General features: G+C 76.2%; 11 protein-coding genes and 2 pseudogenes. 5 read left to right on the top strand and 8 right to left on the bottom strand.

Features of this window, described 5'->3' with window-relative positions:
- Positions 1 to 27 precede the first annotated feature (27 nt).
- The 3 genes from F1641_RS04640 to F1641_RS04630 are packed head-to-tail and all read right to left on the bottom strand — an operon-like array spanning position 28 to position 4,676.
- Entirely contained in the window at positions 28 to 1,239 is a 1,212-nt protein-coding gene (locus F1641_RS04640; RefSeq protein WP_206690468.1) for an alkaline phosphatase family protein, read from the bottom strand.
- Positions 1,236 to 1,928 carry a DUF5998 family protein gene (locus F1641_RS04635; protein ID WP_206690467.1) on the bottom strand — a complete coding sequence of 231 codons (693 nt, stop codon included), beginning with the start codon at positions 1,926 to 1,928 and terminating at the stop codon, positions 1,236 to 1,238. The genes F1641_RS04640 and F1641_RS04635 overlap by 4 nt, the downstream gene beginning before the upstream one ends.
- A gap of 30 nt (positions 1,929 to 1,958) precedes the next feature.
- Positions 1,959 to 4,676 (bottom strand): GNAT family N-acetyltransferase, encoded by a 2,718-nt coding sequence (locus F1641_RS04630; protein ID WP_194903184.1) that lies wholly within the window; start codon positions 4,674 to 4,676, stop codon positions 1,959 to 1,961.
- Here F1641_RS04630 and F1641_RS23690 point away from each other — a divergent pair.
- Both F1641_RS23690 and F1641_RS19700 read left to right on the top strand, forming a co-directional pair.
- Positions 4,670 to 4,954 (top strand): annotated as a pseudogene (locus F1641_RS23690) (nitroreductase family protein); the annotation flags it as partial. The gene F1641_RS04630 and the pseudogene F1641_RS23690 overlap by 7 nt on opposite strands.
- 182 nt (positions 4,955 to 5,136) lie before the next feature.
- On the top strand, positions 5,137 to 5,421 hold the full coding sequence (locus tag F1641_RS19700; protein ID WP_206690466.1) for a nitroreductase family protein: 285 nt from the start codon (positions 5,137 to 5,139) through the stop codon (positions 5,419 to 5,421).
- A gap of 21 nt (positions 5,422 to 5,442) precedes the next feature.
- On the opposite strand, the gene F1641_RS22400 is transcribed toward F1641_RS19700, so the two are convergent.
- Complete coding sequence (locus tag F1641_RS22400; RefSeq protein WP_194903183.1) at positions 5,443 to 7,866, bottom strand: SCO7613 C-terminal domain-containing membrane protein; 2,424 nt, start codon at positions 7,864 to 7,866, stop codon at positions 5,443 to 5,445.
- Positions 7,867 to 8,004: 138 nt separating this feature from the next.
- On the opposite strand from F1641_RS22400, the gene F1641_RS04615 reads away from it, so the two are divergent.
- Positions 8,005 to 10,521, top strand: coding sequence for a DNA topoisomerase (ATP-hydrolyzing) subunit A (locus F1641_RS04615; protein WP_194903182.1), 2,517 nt, complete (start codon positions 8,005 to 8,007; stop codon positions 10,519 to 10,521).
- Positions 10,522 to 10,523: 2 nt separating this feature from the next.
- On the opposite strand, the gene F1641_RS22910 is transcribed toward F1641_RS04615, so the two are convergent.
- The 3 genes and pseudogenes from F1641_RS22910 to F1641_RS04600 form a co-directional block, all read right to left on the bottom strand.
- Positions 10,524 to 11,555, bottom strand: coding sequence for a GNAT family N-acetyltransferase (locus F1641_RS22910; protein ID WP_194903181.1), 1,032 nt, complete (start codon positions 11,553 to 11,555; stop codon positions 10,524 to 10,526).
- 67 nt (positions 11,556 to 11,622) lie between these two features.
- Positions 11,623 to 13,052, bottom strand: a pseudogene (locus F1641_RS22395) (APC family permease).
- Between the two features lie 103 nt (positions 13,053 to 13,155).
- The gene (locus F1641_RS04600) at positions 13,156 to 15,339 is read right to left on the bottom strand and encodes a type IIA DNA topoisomerase subunit B (protein WP_194903180.1); all 2,184 of its coding nucleotides are present in this window, start codon (positions 15,337 to 15,339) and stop codon (positions 13,156 to 13,158) included.
- A 200-nt stretch (positions 15,340 to 15,539) separates the two neighbouring features.
- Between F1641_RS04600 and F1641_RS04595 the strand changes: the two genes are divergently transcribed.
- Both F1641_RS04595 and F1641_RS04590 read left to right on the top strand, forming a co-directional pair.
- Entirely contained in the window at positions 15,540 to 15,758 is a 219-nt protein-coding gene (locus tag F1641_RS04595) for a hypothetical protein (protein ID WP_194903179.1), read from the top strand.
- An 88-nt stretch (positions 15,759 to 15,846) separates the two neighbouring features.
- The gene (locus tag F1641_RS04590) at positions 15,847 to 16,326 is read left to right on the top strand and encodes a DUF456 domain-containing protein (protein ID WP_309225388.1); all 480 of its coding nucleotides are present in this window, start codon (positions 15,847 to 15,849) and stop codon (positions 16,324 to 16,326) included.
- Between the two features lie 89 nt (positions 16,327 to 16,415).
- Here the strand turns inward: F1641_RS04590 and F1641_RS04585 are convergent, their stop codons facing one another.
- On the bottom strand, positions 16,416 to 18,035 hold the full coding sequence (locus tag F1641_RS04585; protein WP_194903177.1) for an RNA polymerase sigma factor: 1,620 nt from the start codon (positions 18,033 to 18,035) through the stop codon (positions 16,416 to 16,418).
- Between the last annotated feature and the right edge of the window lie 76 nt (positions 18,036 to 18,111).

Raw genomic sequence — 18,111 nt, 5'->3', positions numbered from 1 at the left:
TCCTCTCGCGAGGGGTCGCGCGGGGGTTCAGCCCCCCAGGCCGCGGCCCGCGGCCACCAGCAGCGGCACCAGGACCTCCTCGGGCGTGCGCCCCCCGTGCATGCCCACCAGCCCCTCGAGCTCCGGGCGCTGGACGCGCGAGTCGTGCACCGAGACCGGTGCCGTCGCGGCGGTGACGACGTCGCCGGCGCGGGGCAGCACCCGCGGGTCGACGCCGGCCGGGCCGAACCACCCCTCGTCGACGGCCTGCTCGCGGGTGACCACCTCCAGGACGTGGCCGAGCCGCTCGCGCCACGCGGCCAGGACGTCGGCGGCGGCCCCGGGGGCGCAGTGCAGGTGCGGCGCCCGGGGCTCACCGGCGACCACCTCGACGCCGGCGGCGAGGTCGGGCTCGCGGGCGACGTCCCAGCGGGCGTCGTCGGGCACGTCGACCATGCCGTGGTCGCCGGTCACCAGCAGCAGCGCCCGCGGCGGCAGGCCGGCGGCGAGGTCGGCCACGGCGGCGTCGACCCGCTCCAGCTCGGCCCCCCAGGGGGCCGACTCCCACCCGTGGGTGTGGCCGGTCTTGTCGAGGTCGCCCCAGTAGACGCTGACGAACGCCCGGGAGCGCTCGCGCGCGGCGGCGCGCAGGGCCCCGAGCCCCACCTCGACGCGCGCGTCGAGCGTGGAGGCGGTGCGGAACCGCCCCCCGCGAGAGGCCGCCTCGGTCAGCCCGGAGCCGTCGAAGAAGCCGGGGCCGGTGCGCGTCACGGCGACCCCGGCGGCGGCCAGGTGCTCGGCGACCGTCGGGTGCGGCTGCCAGCGCCGGGGGTCGGGGGCGCGGGCCCCGCGGGCGGCGCCCGGAGCGGGCTCCCAGGACAGCTCGTTGAACAGCGTGCCGGTGTCGGGGTCGCGCACCTGGTACCCGAGCAGGCCGTGCTGCCCGGGGTGCAGGCCGGTGCCCAGGGAGGCGGTCGAGGTGGCCGTGGTCGAGGGGTAGCCGGAGGCCAGCACCGCGGCGCCGGGTGCGCGGCCCGCGGCCATCGAGCGCATCCGGGGGGCGTGGCCGCCGCGGGCGGCGAGCAGCTGGGCGCCGAGCCCGTCGACGAGCAGCACGCACACCTGCTGGACGCCGTCGTGGGCCTCGGCGAGCGCAGCGGTCAGCGGGGAGGGCTCGGGGCGGACGGGGGCGCCCAGCAGGTCCGCGACGGCCGGCATGACGTCGGCCAGCCCCCCGCCGACGAGGGGCGACCCGGTCACGGGCGCGGGGCGCGGGTGCCGCGGGTGAGGCTCCGGGCGAAGCGCCGGGCCGCCAGCACCGCGGCCTCGCCCTCGGCGTCGGCGCTGATGCGCAGCGACACGTCGTCGGCCGTCGTGGTGCCGGTGTACCCGTGGTCGGCCTCGCACTCGGGGTCGCCGCAGGTGGCGGGCTCGACGTCGACGCGGTTCAGCGTGCCCCACGCGACGGTCAGGGTGAGCTCCTGGGGCGCGGCACCGGGGCGGTGGCGCTCCGGGGCGGTGACGCGGTGGCCCACGACCACCGAGCGCACGTCGCGCAGGGGCACCGACTCGGCGGAGGCGACGGCCACCGGGGCGGCGCCGGCCTCGGCCGGGTCGTGGTCGTCGACGTGCGCGGTGACCAGGCGGGTCTGGGTCAGGGCGAGCACGGTGACGTGACGGCGCACGGCGTCGGCGTCGAAGGTGGTCTCGAGGTGGACCAGCGCGTCGAGCAGGGGCTCGCCGGCCAGCGACTGGAGCACGACGTCGGCCAGCAGCTGCGGGTAGTACCCGGTCTGCTCCAGCTCGGCCACCAGCTCGGCGGGCAGCTGCTCGTGCTCGCCGTCGTCGCCGCTGCGCCAGCCCGCGGGCACAGCGGCGCGCGGCGCTCCCGGGACGTCGCCGTGCGCCTCGTCCGACCGCCGCCTGCCTGCGCCGTCACCACCCCACACGCGCGCCATCCTCCCACCCGGGCGTCGGCGTCAGGCGGGGAGCACCCGCCGGCCCGCGTCGGAGCGGCCCACGGGGACGGCCAGCTCGACCGCGGCGCCGAGCACCGCGAGGCCCCGCTCGCCGACCTGCACCGGCGACAGCTCGCTGGAGAACACCTCGGGCAGGTCGTCGGCCATCACCGAGACGCGGGCCAGCAGGTCCTCCAGGGAGGCGACGTCGACGGCGGGGGTGCCCATGTAGCCGAAGAGCCGGGGCGAGGCGCGCAGCGTGCGGACCAGGTCGGCGACGTCGACGTCGGTGAGCGGCGGGATCCGGTGGGACACGTCGCCGAGCAGCACGGTGGTGTCGCCCGCGAGACCGAAGGACACCAGCGGGCCGAAGAGGGGGTCCTCCAGGGTGCGCACGAGCACCCCGATGCCGGTGCCGGCCATGGCCTGGACCAGCAGCGCCGGCTCGCGGGCGGGCCCGCCCGCGCCGTCCTCGCCCGCGGAGCCGCCGCCGGCGGGGCCGGCGAGCATCGCCTCGACGTGGGCCCGCAGCTCCCGCTCGCTGGCGATGTCGAGCCGCACGCCCCCCAGGCCGGGGTGGCGCAGGTGCCGCTCGGTGGCCTTGACCGCCACCGGCCAGCCGACGCGGTCGGCGGCGCGCACGGCCTCGTCGGCGCTGCGCACCCGCACCGACGGCCACAGCTGCACGCCGTAGCAGGCGAGCAGCGCGGTGACCTCCTCCGGCTCCAGGCGCAGCGGGTCGTCGTCGGGCGTGCGCCCGACCAGGAGCGACTCGACCAGCGCGCGCGCCGCCCGCGAGTCGGTGCCGGCGGGGGCGACCCGGGTGCCGTGGTCGCGGCGGCGCCAGGAGGCGTAGCGGACGGCGGCGGCCAGCGAGCGGACCGCGTCCTCCGGGGTCGGGTAGACCGGCAGGGCGCGCACGGCCGGGCCCCCGTCCTCGGCGGGCGCGGCGGACAGGCTCAGGGCCTGCTCCGAGCCGCCCACCAGCGCCACCAGGCACGCCGCGCAGGGCTTGCCGGCCGCGGCGGCGACCTCCTGCAGCGCCTGCACCACCTCCCGGTCGACCTCGGCGACCGGCGGGATGAGGCAGGCGACGACGACGTCGACGTCGGGGTCGGCGAAGACCCGCTCCAGGGCCTCGCGGACCCGGGCGGCGTCGGCCTCGGGCGCCACGGTGACGGGGTCGGCCACGTCCAGGCCCCAGGACACGGCGGCCTCGGCCGCCAGCGCCGCGAGGGCCGGGGAGTTGGCGACCACCCCGACCCGCTCCCCCGCCGGCAGGGGCTGGGTCTGCAGCAGCTGCGCGACGTCGAAGAGCTGGTGCACGTTGTCGACGCGGATGACGCCGGCCTGGCGCAGCATCGCGTCGAGGGCGTCGCGGGGGGCGCGGGTCTCCCGGACGGCGTGCCCGGGCGGCACGGTGAAGGAGCTCACACCCGACTTCACGACGACGACGGGCTTGGTGCGCGCGAGCCCCCGGGCCACGCGGGAGAACTTGCGCGGGTTGCCGACGCTCTCGAGGTAGAGCCCGACGACCGTGGTGGCGGGGTCGTCCTGCCAGTACTGCATGCAGTCGTTGCCGGAGACGTCGGCGCGGTTGCCCGCGGAGACGAAGGAGGAGACGCCCAGGTGGCGGCGGTGGGCGGCGTCGAGCACCGCCACGCCGAGCGCGCCGGACTGGCTGAACAGGCCCAGGCCCCCCGGCGGCGGGACCACCGGCGCCAGCGAGGCGTTGAGGCGCACCGCCGGGTCGGTGTTGATGACGCCGAAGGAGGTGGGCCCCACCAGGCGCATGCCGTTCAGGCGGGCGAGGCGCAGCAGCTCGCGCTGGCGGGCCAGCCCCTCCTCACCTGTCTCGGCGAAGCCGCTGGAGACCACCACCAGGCCCTTGACGTCCAGGCGCGCGCAGTCGGCGACCACCTGCGCCACCGCCTCGGCGGGCACCGCCACCAGCGCGAGGTCGACGGGGCCCGGCACGTCGGCGGTGGAGCGGACCGCGGGCACGCCGCGCACCACGTCGGCCTCGGGGTGGACCACGTGCACGGCGCCGGTGAAGCCGCCCTCGACCAGGTCCTGCAGCAGGCGGCCGCCGACCGACCCCGGCCGGCGCCCCGCCCCGACGACGACCACCGAGCGGGGGTGGAGCAGCCGCCGCAGGCTCTCGGCCTCGGCGCGGTGCTCCCGGGCGGCCATGACCTCCAGGGAGCGGTCGGTGGGGGCGATGTCGACGGTGAGCATCACCACGCCGTCCTCGACCTCGCGCGTGGTGGCGAAGCCCGCCTCGGCGAAGACGTCGAGCATCCGCCGGTTCTCGGGGAGCACCTCGGCCACGAAGCGGGTCAGGCCCTGCTCGCGGGCGGCCACCACCAGGTGCTCCAGCAGCACCGAGCCCACGCCGCGGCCCTGGTGGGCGTCGGAGACGTTGAACGCCACCTCCGCCTCGGAGGGGCCCACCCGGTCGTAGCGGCCGACGCCGATGATGGCGTCGCCGACGAGCACCACCAGCGCCACCCGGTCGGAGTGGTCGACGGTGGTGAAGCGGGCGAGGTCGCGGGACGACAGCCGGGGCATGGCGGCGAAGAACCGCAGGTAGGTGGAGCGGGGCGACTGCGCGACGTGGAAGGCCTGCAGCGCGTCGGCGTCCTCAGGGCGGATCGGCCGGATGTGCGCCGCTCCGCCGTCCCGCAGGACGACGTCCGCCTCCCACGCTCGGGTCCACACCGGGTGGGTGGGTGACACGCTCCGAGGGTAGTCCGACGGCTGCGGCGCGGCACGGTCCCGGTGCGAACCCGCCGGTCCCCCTGCGCGGCGCCGCGCGCCGCCGTGGCACGGTCGGCGCCGTGGAGCTGCACGAGGCCGTCCGCCGCCGACGCGCCGTCAGGAGGTTCGACCCCGCCCCCGTCGCCCCGCGGGTGCTCGACCGGCTGGTGGACCTCGCGGCCCACCACCCGAGCGCGGGCGGCAGCGGCGGGCGGGCGCTGCTCGTGCTGCACCGGCCCGACGACGTCGGGCGCTTCTGGCGCGCCGCCAGCGACGACGTCGACGCCCCCGACCGCTGGCTGGCGGGGATGATGATGGCGCCGGTGGTGGTGCTCTGCCTGGCGGACCCCGGCGCCTACGCCGAGCGCTACGCGCGCCCCGACAAGACCCGGGCGCGGGGCGACCTCGGTCCCTCCCCGAGGACCCGGCCAGCTGGCCGGTGCCGTGGTGGGACGTCGACAGCGGGATGGCGGGCCTGCTGCTCTGGCTCGCCGCCGTCGACGCGGGCCTGGCCGGCTGCCTGGTGGGCGTCCCGGGCCAGCGGTGGGACGCGGTGCGGGCCGCCTTCGGCGTGCCCGCCGAGCACCGGGTCGTCGCCGCGGTGGCGCTCGGGCGGGCGGCGCCCGAGCAGCCCGTGGCCCGCCGCCGGCGGCCGGTCGGCGAGGTGGTGCACGACGGCGCCTTCGGGCGCCCCTGGACGGCGGCCGGGCCGCCGCGGGCCTGAGGCCGGGCCGCTCGCGGACCGTCAGCGCAGGGCGCGGACCCAGCCGAGGGCGCGGCCCGCGTCGCGGCGGGCCTGCTCGATCCGCACGGCCAGGACGATCACCAGCGCTCCCGCGGCGAACAGGCCCACCGACGCGGGCAGCCGCAGGGCGTACGGGCCGAGCTGCCCGACGGCCACGACCAGCGCCGCGCCCGCGCCGAGCACCACCGGCGCCTGCCAGCCCCACCGCACGCCCGCGGCGCACACCCCGGCGGCGACCACCGCGACCACCGCGACGCGCCACCCCCCGGTGACCAGGACCCCCTCGGCAGCGCCCTGGAGCGCCGAGGGCAGCAGGCCCGCGGCGAGCCCCGGGCCGAGCACCACCCACGAGCCGAGGCCAGGGTGGCCCTGCCAGACCAGCACGCCGACCGCGAGCGCCAGGACCGCCGGTGGCAGGGACCACCACTCGACCCCCGCGCCCGCGGGGGCCAGGTCGCCGACCTCGGTCCACCACGCGGCTGACAGCAGCGCGACGCCCGGGGCCACCCAGCCGGTGCGGGTCGGGTCTCCGGCGCGCAGCAGCGCCGCCAGCCCGGCGACCCCCAGCACCACCGCGACCGGCACCGGACCGTCGGCGGCGGAGGCGGCGCCGACGAGCACGGCCACCGCCCAGGCCGCCACGAGCACCACCTCGGTCGAGCGGCGGACCACCGCCGACGCCGCGACCAGGGCGGTGGTGGCCACCAGCGCCACCAGCACGGTGGCGACGGAGCTCGTGGGCGGGGGTGCCAGCAGGTTCCCCCCGACCACCGCGAGCCCGGCGGCGGCGGCCCACGGGCTGCGGGCGACCTCGAGCTGGCGTCCCGCGGCGTGGCGCAGGCGCAGCTCGGCCCACGGCAGGGGCGCTGCCGCGGGTGCTGGGCGCCGCAGGCCCGCGAGCGCCGAGGCGGCCGCCAGCGCGTACCAGGCGGCGGGGCGCCACCAGGTGCCCTCGGTGGTGCCGACCACGGGCTCGGACAGCAGGGCCCCGCCCGCCAGGGCGAGGGCCGCGACCACCACGGGCCAGGGCAGCAGCCGCGGCCGCGCCGCGAGCAGGACGGCGACGGCCGTGGAGACGCCGAGCGCCAGCAGGAGCATCGCGAACGGGCCCCCTGCGGCGGCCAGGGAGACCACCGCGCCCACCACACCGGCGTAGCCGGTGACGACCGCCGTGCGCTGGACGCGGGGGCGACCCGCCAGGAGCCGGCCGAGCGGCCCGCCCGGGAGCGCCTCCGACCGCCCCTCCACCCGACCCTCCGGCTGGCCGCCGGGAGGTCCCGCGGGACGGCAGCGCGCGGCCAGCCACGACGCGGCCCCCGCCAGCAGCGCGAACTCCAGCGCCGCGCCGAAGGGCTCCCAGGAGCCGGGCCCGGCGTCGACGTCGACCACCAGCAGCACGAGGACGCCGCCCACCAGGTGCGCGGCGCCGACCACCAGCCCCGTCGCGCCCAGGCCCGCGGAGCGGCGGTCCAGGGCGCGGGTGGCGACCACCGACAGGACCGCCAGCACCAGCGACGCGGCGGCCCAGGTCAGCAGCTCCCCGCCGACGGCCGCGGTCAGCAGCGACGGGACGGCCGCCGTCGCCAGCACCGCCGCCCACGCCAGCGAGAGCGGGTGCCCGCCCGAGCGCAGCCAGCGGTCACCGGCGGCCGAGGCCGCCACCACCGCGAGCAGCGCCCCCAGCGCGTAGGCGTCGGCGTCGACAGCGCCCACCCCCAGCACGTCGAGGGCCCTCGCCGCACCCAGCAGCACGACCAGGACCACCACCGCCAGCACCGCGAGCGCCTCGGCGCTGGCCGCCAGGTGGCGCCGCGCCGAGGCGCGCGAGCCCGCGGCGGCGCCGGCGCACACGCCGAGCAGCACCGCGGCCTGCCCGAGGACGCCGATCGCCGACCACGCACCGGAGCCGAAGACCACGGCGGCGACCACGACGAGGAGCACTCCCGTCACCAGCAGCAGCACCTGGGCACCGAGGCGACGCGGCGGCCTCGGTGGGGCGGTTCCCCCGCGGGTCGGGGGCGTCCTAGCGCTGAGCTGGGTACGTCCGCGCGTGGTCCGCGCGAAGGGGTCGTGCGCGGTCGCCAGGGCGGCGGCCGGGGCGGTGGCCGGCGCTGTGGCCGGCGCTGCGGCCGGCGCTGGGACGGGCCTGGCGGGGGCGGCCTCCGGAGCCGTCCACGCGCCGCCCCTCCCCGAGGCGGGACGAGCCGATCGCGGCGTCGGGCGCTCGCGGGTGCCCGCGGACAGCGACGCCAGGAGCTCGGCCCGGCGGCGCTGCATCACGGCCAGCTCCTGGTCGAGCGCCCACAGGTCCGCGGCGTCCTGCCCGACCAGGCGCAGCCCGCAGGCCCCGCACCGGGGCGCGCCGGCGACCAGGGCCGCAGCGCAGCGCGGACAGCCGGGCACGGGGGGTCGGGCGTCGCTCACCCGGCCACTCTGGCAGCGGGCGACCCCCGGCGTCAGCGCCCGACCGGTGCCTGTGGACGACGGCCGCGACCGCTGCGCCGCAGGTCCTGCTCGGCCGACCCCGCCCCGGCTGTCGGGGCCCCGCGCCAAGATGGGGGCATGGCCCGCCGCAGCACCTCACGACCCGCCGACCAGGGACCGCCCCCCGCGGAGCGCATCCTGGACGTCGACGTCGACGAGGAGATGCGGTCGTCGTTCCTGGAGTACGCGTACTCGGTCATCTACTCCCGCGCCCTGCCCGACGCCCGCGACGGGCTGAAGCCCGTGCAGCGCCGGATCCTCTTCCAGATGGGCGAGATGGGCCTGCGGCCCGACCGCGGCCACGTCAAGAGCGCCCGCGTCGTCGGTGACGTGATGGGCCGCCTCCACCCCCACGGCGACACCGCCATCTACGACGCGCTCGTGCGCATGGCCCAGGACTTCTCCCTGCGCCTCCCCCTCGTCGACGGCCACGGGAACTTCGGTTCGCTCGACGACGGACCCGCAGCTTCGCGGTACACGGAAGCGCGGATGGCGCTGTCGGCCACGGCCATGGTCGACGGGCTCGACGAGGACGTCGTCGACTTCGTCCCCACCTACGACAACGCCGCCACGCAGCCGTCGGTGCTGCCCTCGGCCATCCCGAACCTGCTGGTCAACGGGGCCTCGGGCATCGCCGTGGGCATGGCGACCAACATGCCGCCGCACAACCTCGGCGAGGTCGTGGCCGCGGCCCGGCACCTCATCGCGCGCCCCGACGCCACCCTGGACGACCTGATGCGCTTCGTGCCCGGGCCCGACCTGCCCTCGGGCGGCAGGATCGTGGGGCTCGAGGGGATCCGGGACGCCTACGCCACCGGACGCGGCACCTTCCGCACCCGGGCCACGGCCCGCATCGAGGACATCACCGCGCGCCGCAAGGGCATCGTCTTCACCGAGCTCCCCTACACGGTGGGCCCGGAGAAGGTGATCGAGAAGGTCAAGGACGCCGTCAGCGCCAAGAAGCTGCTCGGCATCGCCGCCATCGACGACTTCACCGACCGCGAGCACGGCCTGCGCCTGGTGGTGGAGGTGAAGACCGGCTTCACGCCCGAGGCCGTGCTGGCGCAGCTGTACAAGCTGACGCCCCTGGAGGACTCCTTCGGCATCAACAACGTGTGCCTGGTCGAGGGCCAGCCGCGCACGCTGGGCCTGCGCGAGCTGCTGCAGGTCTTCATCGGGCACCGCCTCGAGGTGGTGCGCCGGCGCAGCACCCACCGCCTGGCCAAGCGCCGCGAGCGCCTGCACCTGGTGGAGGGCCTGCTGATCGCGGTGCTGGACATCGACGAGGTGATCCAGGTGATCCGCACCTCCGACGACGGCGCCGCCGCGCGCAGCCGGCTGGTGGAGGTCTTCGACCTGTCCGACGTGCAGGCCGAGCACATCCTGGAGCTGCGGCTGCGGCGGCTGACGCGGTTCTCCCGGCTGGAGCTGGAGACCGAGCAGGCCGAGCTGCTGGCGGCGATCGCCGAGCTGGAGGCGCTGCTGGGTGACGAGGCGCTCCAGCGCGAGGCGGTCTCCGACGGGCTGGCCGAGGTGGCGCGGGTGCACGGCACGCCCCGGCGCACGGTGCTGCTGGAGGCGGGTGCCGCCCCGGCGACGGCCGCGGTGCCGCTGCAGGTGGCCGACGACCCGTGCTGGGTGCTGCTGAGCGCCACGGGCCTGCTGGCGCGCACGGCGGGCTCCGAGCTGCCCTCCGGTGGGCCGCGGACCGCTCACGACGTGCTGCGCAGCGCCGTCCACAGCACCGCGCGCGGTGACGTCGGCGCCCTGACGTCCCGGGGTCGGGTGCTCAGGGTCGGGGTCGTCGAGACGCCGTCGCTGCCCCCGACGGCGGGGGCGCCGAGCCTGTCGGGGGGTGCTCCGCTGCGGGAGTTCGTCACCCTGGAGGCCGGTGAGGAGGTCGTGGCGCTGGTGCCGCTGACCCAGCAGCCCGGTGACGGCGAGGGCGCCGGCCTGGCGCTGGCGACGGCGCAGGGCGTGGTCAAGCGCGTGGCCGCGGAGCCGGTGGGGGCGAAGGACTCCTGGGAGGTCATCGGCCTGGACCCCAGTGACGCGGTGGTCGGCGCGGCGTGGCTCGCGCGCGGTGACGAGGAGCTGGTGCTCACCACCAGCGACGCCCAGCTGCTGCGCTTCAGCGCGTCACTGGTGCGCCCGCAGGGCCGGGCGGCCCGCGGCATGGCCGGGGTGCGCGTCAGCGCAGGGGCACGGGTGCTGTCGTTCGCGGCCGTGCCCGCCGACGCCGCAGACCAGGCGGTGGTCGTGACGGTCGCAGGAGCCGCCGGTGCCCTGCCCGGGTCGCCGGGGGTCACCGTGAAGGTGGCGCCCTTCGACGAGTACCCGCCCAAGGGGCGGGCCACCGGTGGGGTGCGGTGCCACCGGTTCCTCAAGGACGAGGGCGAGCTGGCTCTGGCCTGGGTGGGCCTCGGTCCCGCCCGGGCGACCAGCGCCACGGGGGCCCCGGTGGAGCTGCCGGCCCCCACGGGGCGCCGCGACGGCTCGGGGGTGCCGCTGGCCGGTGCCGTCGTCGCTGTCGACGGGACGCGGGGCGACCTGCCGGACGGGCTGCCGGAGGCGGTGACCGGGGGCCACCTCTGAGGTCAGCGGGGCACGGCGAGCCCGTAGACGACCTCGACCTGGCGCGGGACGTACCCGAGGCGCTCGTACAGGCCGAGGGCGCCGCTGGGGTTCTCCCTGTCGACGTCGAGGCCCGCGGCGTCCATCCCCGCGTCGGCGAAGGCCCGCAGGCTCGCCGCGAGCAGCGCCCGGCCCACGCCGCGACGGCGGTGGGCGCGGCGGGTGCCCAGCAGGCCGGTCCAGCCCTCCCTGACCCCGTCGGTCCAGTCCTGCTGGAAGGCGAAGGCCACGGTGTACCCGGCGACCTCCGGCCCGGCACCACCGTCGGGGTCGTCGACGAGAGCGACGAAGCTCCAGTCCGTCCGGGCGTCGCGGTGCCCGCTGACCCAGCGCTGCCAGTCCTCGCGGGTGCGGGGCTCGCTGCCGCGGTGGTCGGCGAAGGCCTCGTTGTGGGCCAGGCGCACGGCCTCGTCCAGGTCGGCCGACCACGGGACCAGGCGCACACCCGCCGGCACGTCGACGTCGGGCAGGGGGGCGGCGTCCGGACCGGTCAGGCGGCGCTGCATGACGAGGTGGTACCGGCGCACCTCGAACCCGGCGCGCTGCGCGAGGGCGGTGCGGTCGGCCATCCGCTCGTCGACGTGGAGCACCAGCTCGCCGGGCGCGCTGCCGGGCGCTCCAGCCACCAGCTGCCGCGCCCGCGCGCACTGCCAGTCGAGCAGCGCCGTCCCGGTGCCGAGGCGGCGGTGCTCGGGGTGCACCCCGCCCCACAGGTGGGCGCGGACCGCGCCGACGTCACCGGGCCGCACGTCGACCAGCCCGAACGCCACCACGCGGCCGGCGCCGTCGACGGCCGCCAGCGACCGGTGCTCGGGGTCCTTCCAGGAGCCGCCGAGCAGCTCGTCGTGCAGGTCGTCGGGGGTGAAGCGCTCGGCGGGCGCGTCGACGGCCTCGATGGCGACGACGGTCTCGTGCCAGGCCGGGACGTCGTCAGCGGTCAGCGCCCGCCAGGTGAGGCCGGGTGCGCTGGGGACCGGGACGTCGGAGGGTGCCACGCGCTCCGACGGTACCCAGGGCCCACCCGTCGCGCACGCTCCCGCTCGGGGGCCTGTGGCGGACGCGTCAGCCCAGGGCGGCGGGGTCGTCGACGCGCGTCGCCTGCCCGCTGCGGCGGCGGTGCAGGAACGTGAAGAACCACAGCACCAGGCCGAGCGCGAGCAGCGCGCCGGCGATCGAGTACTGGATCGGGTCGCGGTCGGTGAGGGGGGTCACCAGGTAGAGGCAGACCGCCGCGCCCAGCCACGGCAGGAAGGTCGGGGCCTTGAAGTGCTGGTGCTCGACGGTGTCGCGCCGGAGCACCAGCACGCAGATGTGGACGACGGCGAAGACGGCCAGCAGCAGCAGCGACGTGGTGCCACCCAGGTTGGCGACCACGGACGACTCCGGGTCGGCAGCGGCCACCGCGGACACGACGCTGATGAGCACCAGCGACAGGCTCGTGCTGAACAGGACCGCGGTCCACGGGGTGCGCCGTCCGCGCAGCACCCGCCCGAGGAAGCGCGGCAGCACGCCCTCGCGGGACATCCCGTAGATCAGCCGCGACGCCATGAGCATGTTCAGCAGCGCCGTGTTGGCGACGGCGAAGACCGTCACCAGCGCGAAGACCTCCAGCGGGAAGCCCGGGGCCCCGGCGGAGACCACCTGCAGGAGGGGCTGGTCGCCCTCGGAGAGCTCCTCCAGGGGCACCAGCGTCACCGAGATGACGCCCACCAGCAGGTACAGCACCATCGCGATGCCCAGCGCGGTGAACATCACCTTCGGGAAGGTGCGGACCGGGTCGTGCGTCTCCTCGGCCATGTTGACCGAGTCCTCGAACCCGACGAGGGCGAAGAACGCCAGCGCCGTCGCGGCGGTGATGGCGGCGAAGGGCGTCTGGTCATCAGCGAGGTCGATGGCGGTGGCCCTGGAGAGGTCTCCCTGGCCGCCCAGGATCGCCCAGGCACCGACCCCGAGCACGATGAGCAGGCCGGACAGCTCGATGCACGTCAGCACGACGTTGGCCTTGACGCTCTCCCCCACCCGCGCAGGTTGACCAGGGCCACCAGCACCATGAACAGGAGCGCCACCACCGTCACCACCAGCGGTGCGGGGGTGTCGACCCCGAAGACCGTCAGGACGTTCGAGGAGAACGCCCGTGACGCGGTGGACGCCGAGGTGATCCCCGAGCACATGACCGTGAAGGCGACCATGAACGTCACGAGGTGGATGCCGAACGCCTTGTGCGTGTACAGCGCCGCCCCGGCCGCGCGCGGGTACTTGGTGACCAGCTCCAGGTAGCTGGCGGCGGTGACCATCGCCACGGCGAACGCGACGAGGAAGGGGATCCACACCGCCCCGCCGACCCGGCCTGCCACCGTCCCGGTGAGGGCGTAGATGCCCGTCCCGAGCACGTCGCCGATGATGAACAGCAGCAGGAGCTTGGTGCCGATGGCACGCTTCAGCTCCGGCTGGTCGGTTCCGCCGGAGGCGGTCACGGGTGTCGGCGTCGCCACCCGCCACAGAGTGGCCCGGGTGCCTGCCGAGCGCCAGACCAGGGGCCCCCATCCGCCGCCCGCGTGCGTCGCAGGGCCCCGCCGCGGCGGGGCCCTGCGCGGCTCAGGCGTCGATGCGGTCGGAGTCCAGGCCGCTGGCGCCCTCGACGATGAAGTCCTTGCGGGGGGCCACGTCGTTGCCCATCAGCAGCTCGAAGACCCGCTCGGCGGCGGCGGCGTCGGCGATGCCCACGCGCCGCAGGGTGCGGTGGCGCGGGTCCATCGTGGTGCCGGCCAGCTGGTCGGCGTCCATCTCGCCCAGGCCCTTGTAGCGCTGGATGTCGGGCTTCCAGCGGCGCCCGGAGGCCTTCAGCCGGGCCAGGGTGCTGGCCAGCTCGGCCTCGGAGTAGGTGTAGACGAGCTCGTTCTTGGCCTTGCCGCTCCCGACGACCTCGATGCGGTGCAGCGGCGGGACCGCCGAGTAGACCCGGCCCGCCTCGACCATCGGCCGCATGTAGCGGAAGAACAGCGTCAGCAGCAGCGTGCGGATGTGGGCGCCGTCGACGTCGGCGTCGGCCATGAAGATGACCTTGCCGTAGCGGGCCGACTCCAGGTCGAAGCTGCGGCCCGACCCCGCGCCCACGACCTGGATGATCGCCGCGCACTCCGCGTTGCGGAGCATGTCGGCGATCGAGGCCTTCTGGACGTTGAGGATCTTGCCGCGGATGGGCAGCAGGGCCTGGAACTCGCTGGAGCGCGCGAGCTTGGCGGTGCCCAGGGCGCTGTCTCCCTCGACGATGAACAGCTCGGAGCGCTCGACGTCGTTGCTGCGGCAGTCGGCGAGCTTGGCGGGCAGCGAGGAGGTCTCCAACGCGGTCTTGCGGCGCTGGGTCTCCTTGTGCTGGCGGGCGGTGACGCGGGCCCGGGACTCGGCGACCACCTTGTCGAGCAGGGTGGCCGTCTGGAGCTTGGTGGACTTGGCGGGGCTGGAGAAGAGGGCCGCGACCTCCTTCTCCACCACCCGCGCGACGATGCCGCGCACGGCGGAGGTGCCGAGGACCTCCTTGGTCTGGCCCTCGAACTGCGGCTCCGGCAGGCGGACCGTCAGCACGGCGGTCAGGCCGGCGGTGACGTCCTCCTTGGAGACCGGCTCCTCCTTGGCGCCCACCTTCAGGCGGCGGGCGTTGTCGGCGACGGCCTTGCGCAGCGTCTTGAGCAGCGCCGCCTCGAACCCGGCGACGTGGGTGCCGCCCTTGGGCGTGGAGATGATGTTGACGAAGCTGCGCAGCTCGGCGTCGTAGCCGGTGCCCCAGCGCAGCGCTAGGTCGACCTCGCACTCGCGCTCGACCTCCTGGCTCACCATGTGGCCGCGGTCGTCGAGCATCGGGACGGTCTCGCGGAAGCGGCCCGAGCCCTGCAGGCGCCAGGTGTCGGTCACGGGCGGGTCGGTGGCGAGGTGGTCGACGAACTCGGTGATGCCGCCGTCGTGGCGGAAGACCTCCTCGTGGGGACCGGCCTCGCCCGGGGTGCCGGGCACGCCGCGCTCGTCGCGGATGCGCAGGCTGAGCCCGGGGACGAGGAACGACGTCTGGCGGGCGCGCGTCACCAGCTCGTCGTAGGAGAACGCCGCCTCCTTGAGGAAGATCGTGGGGTCGGCCCAGTAGCGCACCCGGGTGCCCGTGCGGCCGCGGCGCACCTTGCCGGCCAGGCGCAGCTCGGAGGCGTCGGTGAACGGCGTGAAGGCGCTGGTCGGAGAGGGCTGCGCGGCGGCGCCGGTGCCCGGGTCGGCGAAGGTGCCCGGCTCGCCGCGGCGGAAGCTCATCGCGTGCGTGGCGCCGCCCCGGTCGACCTCGACGTCCAGGCGCGCCGACAGCGCGTTGACGACGCTGGCGCCGACGCCGTGCAGGCCGCCGGAGGCCGCGTAGGAGCCGCCGCCGAACTTGCCGCCGGCGTGCAGCTTGGTGAAGACGACCTCGACGCCGGTCAGCCCGGTGCGGGGCTCGACGTCGACCGGGATGCCGCGCCCGTCGTCGCGGACCTCGACGGAGCCGTCGGCGTGGAGCACGACGTCGATCGCGGTGCAGTGCCCGGCGAGGGCCTCGTCGACGCTGTTGTCGATGACCTCCCACAGGCAGTGCATCAGGCCGCGGGAGTCCGTCGAGCCGATGTACATGCCGGGGCGCTTGCGCACCGCCTCGAGGCCCTCCAGGACCGACAGGTGGCGAGCGGTGTAGTCGCCTCCGCCGGAGGCGCCTCCGCTCCCGCTCCTGGGCCCGGAGGACGCGGGGCGCTGGGGGGTCGACGTCACCCGAGGAGCGTAACGACCAGCACCGACAGCCAGGCCGGTTCCGCCGGAGGGGGGTCGGCCGCGTTACGCGCACGGCGAACGGGTCGCGTCGACCTGCCGGGAAGCCCCGGGGCGTGGTTCGATGCTGTACCGGGTGGACGTCATCCGACGCCCGGCCACGGTGCCCACCAGCACCACCACGCTCCTCGGAAGGGGCCCCAGTGACCGCTGTCCTGACGACTCCCCCCATGACCGCTGCCGAGCGGTGCGACCGCTGCGGCGCGCAGGCGTACGTCCGCGTGCTCCTCGCCTCCGGCGGAGAGCTGCTCTTCTGCGCCCACCACGGGCGCGAGCACTCCGCGAAGCTCCGGGAGGTGGCCGCCGAGATCCACGACGAGTCGGCGCGCCTGACCGCTGCTCCGTCCGACGCCGAGCGCTGAGCGCACGACGCCGGCCGTCAGCACCGCTCAGCGGCCCCGCGGCCGCTGAGCCCCTAACCCCCGACCGCGCAGGGCGCCGGTGGGGAGCGTGATCACGCTCCTCGCCGGCGCCCTCGTCGTCGTCGGGCTCGTCGGCATCGTGCTGCCCGTCCTGCCCGGCAGCCTCCTCGTGGGGCTCGGGGTGCTCGTCTGGGCGATCGCCCAGGGCACCCTCGGCGGCTGGCTGGTGTTCAGCGCCGCCGCCGTCCTGCTGGCGTGCGGGTGGGCCACGTCGTACGTGTGGACCGGCCGCCGGCTCCTGCGCGCCGGCGTGCCTACCCGCTCGCTCGTGGTGGGCGCCCTCGCGGGCGTCGTCGGGATCTTCGTCATCCCCGTGGTGGGGCTGGTCGTCGGATTCTGCGTCGGCCTCTACCTGGCGGAGGCGGTGCGCCTCGGGTTCGGCAGGCGCTCGTGGGAGTCCACGCGCCTCGCGCTGACCACCGTGCTGCTCTCCACCGGCGTCGAGCTGGGCCTCGCGCTCGTCGCGACCACCGTCTGGGTGCTCGCCGCCTGGAACGCCGCGACCTGACCGCCGCGGTCGCCTCGCCCGGTGACCGCAGCACGACGAAGCCCCCGCTCCGGCCGGAGCGGGGGGCTTCGTCGTGCTGGCTGGAGAGGTCAGTCCAGGTAGTCGCGCAGGACCTGCGAGCGCGAGGGGTGGCGCAGCTTGCTCATGGTCTTGGACTCGATCTGGCGGATCCGCTCGCGCGTGACGCCGTAGACCTTGCCGATCTCGTCCAGGGTCTTCGGCTGCCCGTCGGTGAGCCCGAAGCGCATGGAGACCACGCCGGCCTCGCGCTCGGACAGGGTGTCGAGCACCGAGTGCAGCTGCTCCTGGAGCAGCGTGAAGCTCACGGCGTCGGCCGGGACGACGGCCTCGGAGTCCTCGATGAGGTCACCGAACTCGGAGTCGCCGTCCTCGCCGAGCGGGGTGTGCAGCGAGATGGGCTCGCGGCCGTACTTCTGGACCTCGACCACCTTCTCGGGGGTCATGTCCAGCTCCTTGGCCAGCTCCTCCGGGGTGGGCTCGCGGCCCAGGTCCTGGAGCATCTGGCGCTGCACGCGGGCCAGCTTGTTGATGACCTCGACCATGTGCACCGGGATGCGGATGGTGCGGGCCTGGTCGGCCATGGCGCGGGTGATCGCCTGGCGGATCCACCAGGTGGCGTACGTGGAGAACTTGTAGCCCTTGGTGTAGTCGAACTTCTCCACCGCGCGGATCAGGCCGAGGTTGCCCTCCTGGATCAGGTCCAGGAAGAGCATGCCGCGACCGGTGTAGCGCTTGGCCAGCGACACCACGAGGCGCAGGTTGGCCTCGAGCAGGTGGTTCTTGGCGCGGCGCCCGTCGTGGGCGATCCACTGCAGCTCGCGCTTGTAGGCGGGGTCGAGCGTGGCGTCCGAGGCGAGGGTCTCCTCGGCGAACAGGCCGGCCTCGATGCGCTCGGCGAGCTCGACCTCCTGCTCGGCGTTGAGGAGGGCGACCTTGCCGATCTGCTTGAGGTAGTCCTTGACCGGGTCCGCCGTGGCACCGGCGGAGACCACCTGCTGGGCGGGGGCGTCGTCGTCGTCGGCGTCGGACACGACGAAGCCGGTGTCGGAGTCCTTCTCGCCCTTGCCGGCGGGCTTGGCGTCGTCGGCGTCCGCGTCGGCCTCGACGTCCGCGGCGGCCTCGGGGCTCTCGTCGGCGACCTCGACGGCCGCGTCGGCCTCGACGTCCTCACCGACGAGCGCCTCGACGTCCTCGGGGGTCTCCTCGTCCGGACCGTCCTCGGAGGCCTTGGCGGAGCTCTTCGCGGGGGCCTTGGCCGCGGCCTTCGGCTTGGCGGCGGCCTTCGGCTTGGCGGCGGCGCGCGGCTTGGCCGGGGCCTTCGCGGCGGGCCCGTCGGCCTCGGGCGACGGGGCGCCGTCGGCCTCGAGGGTCGCGGTGGAGGAGGTGGCGCGGCGCGAGGCGGCGGCCGCGACGGCCCGGGCGGGCTTCGCGGCGGCGGGCTTCGCGGCGGCGCGCGGCTTGGCGGCGGCCTTGGCGGGCGCGGGCTGCTCGACGACGACCGTGACCTCGGCCGCCTCCAGCGCGCGCAGCACCGCCTTCATGCGCTTCATGGGGACCTGGGCGTCCTCGCAGGCGGTCCGCAGCGACGCTGCCTGGACCGAGCCGCTGGCGGTGCCCTCCCGCAGGAGCTCCTGCAGGCTGGGGTGGCTGAACTCCGGCGGGAGCGTGGGCGTGGAGACCGACGACACGGACTGCCTTTCGTCGACTGCGGATCTCGGACTGGGGGGCGGTCTGCACCGCCCTGACAGGGTTCACAACACCCGG

It is taken from the genome of Quadrisphaera sp. INWT6, assembly GCF_015390235.1.
Lineage (GTDB): Bacteria > Actinomycetota > Actinomycetes > Actinomycetales > Quadrisphaeraceae > Quadrisphaera.
This window is presented reverse-complemented; position numbering and strand designations above follow the sequence as displayed.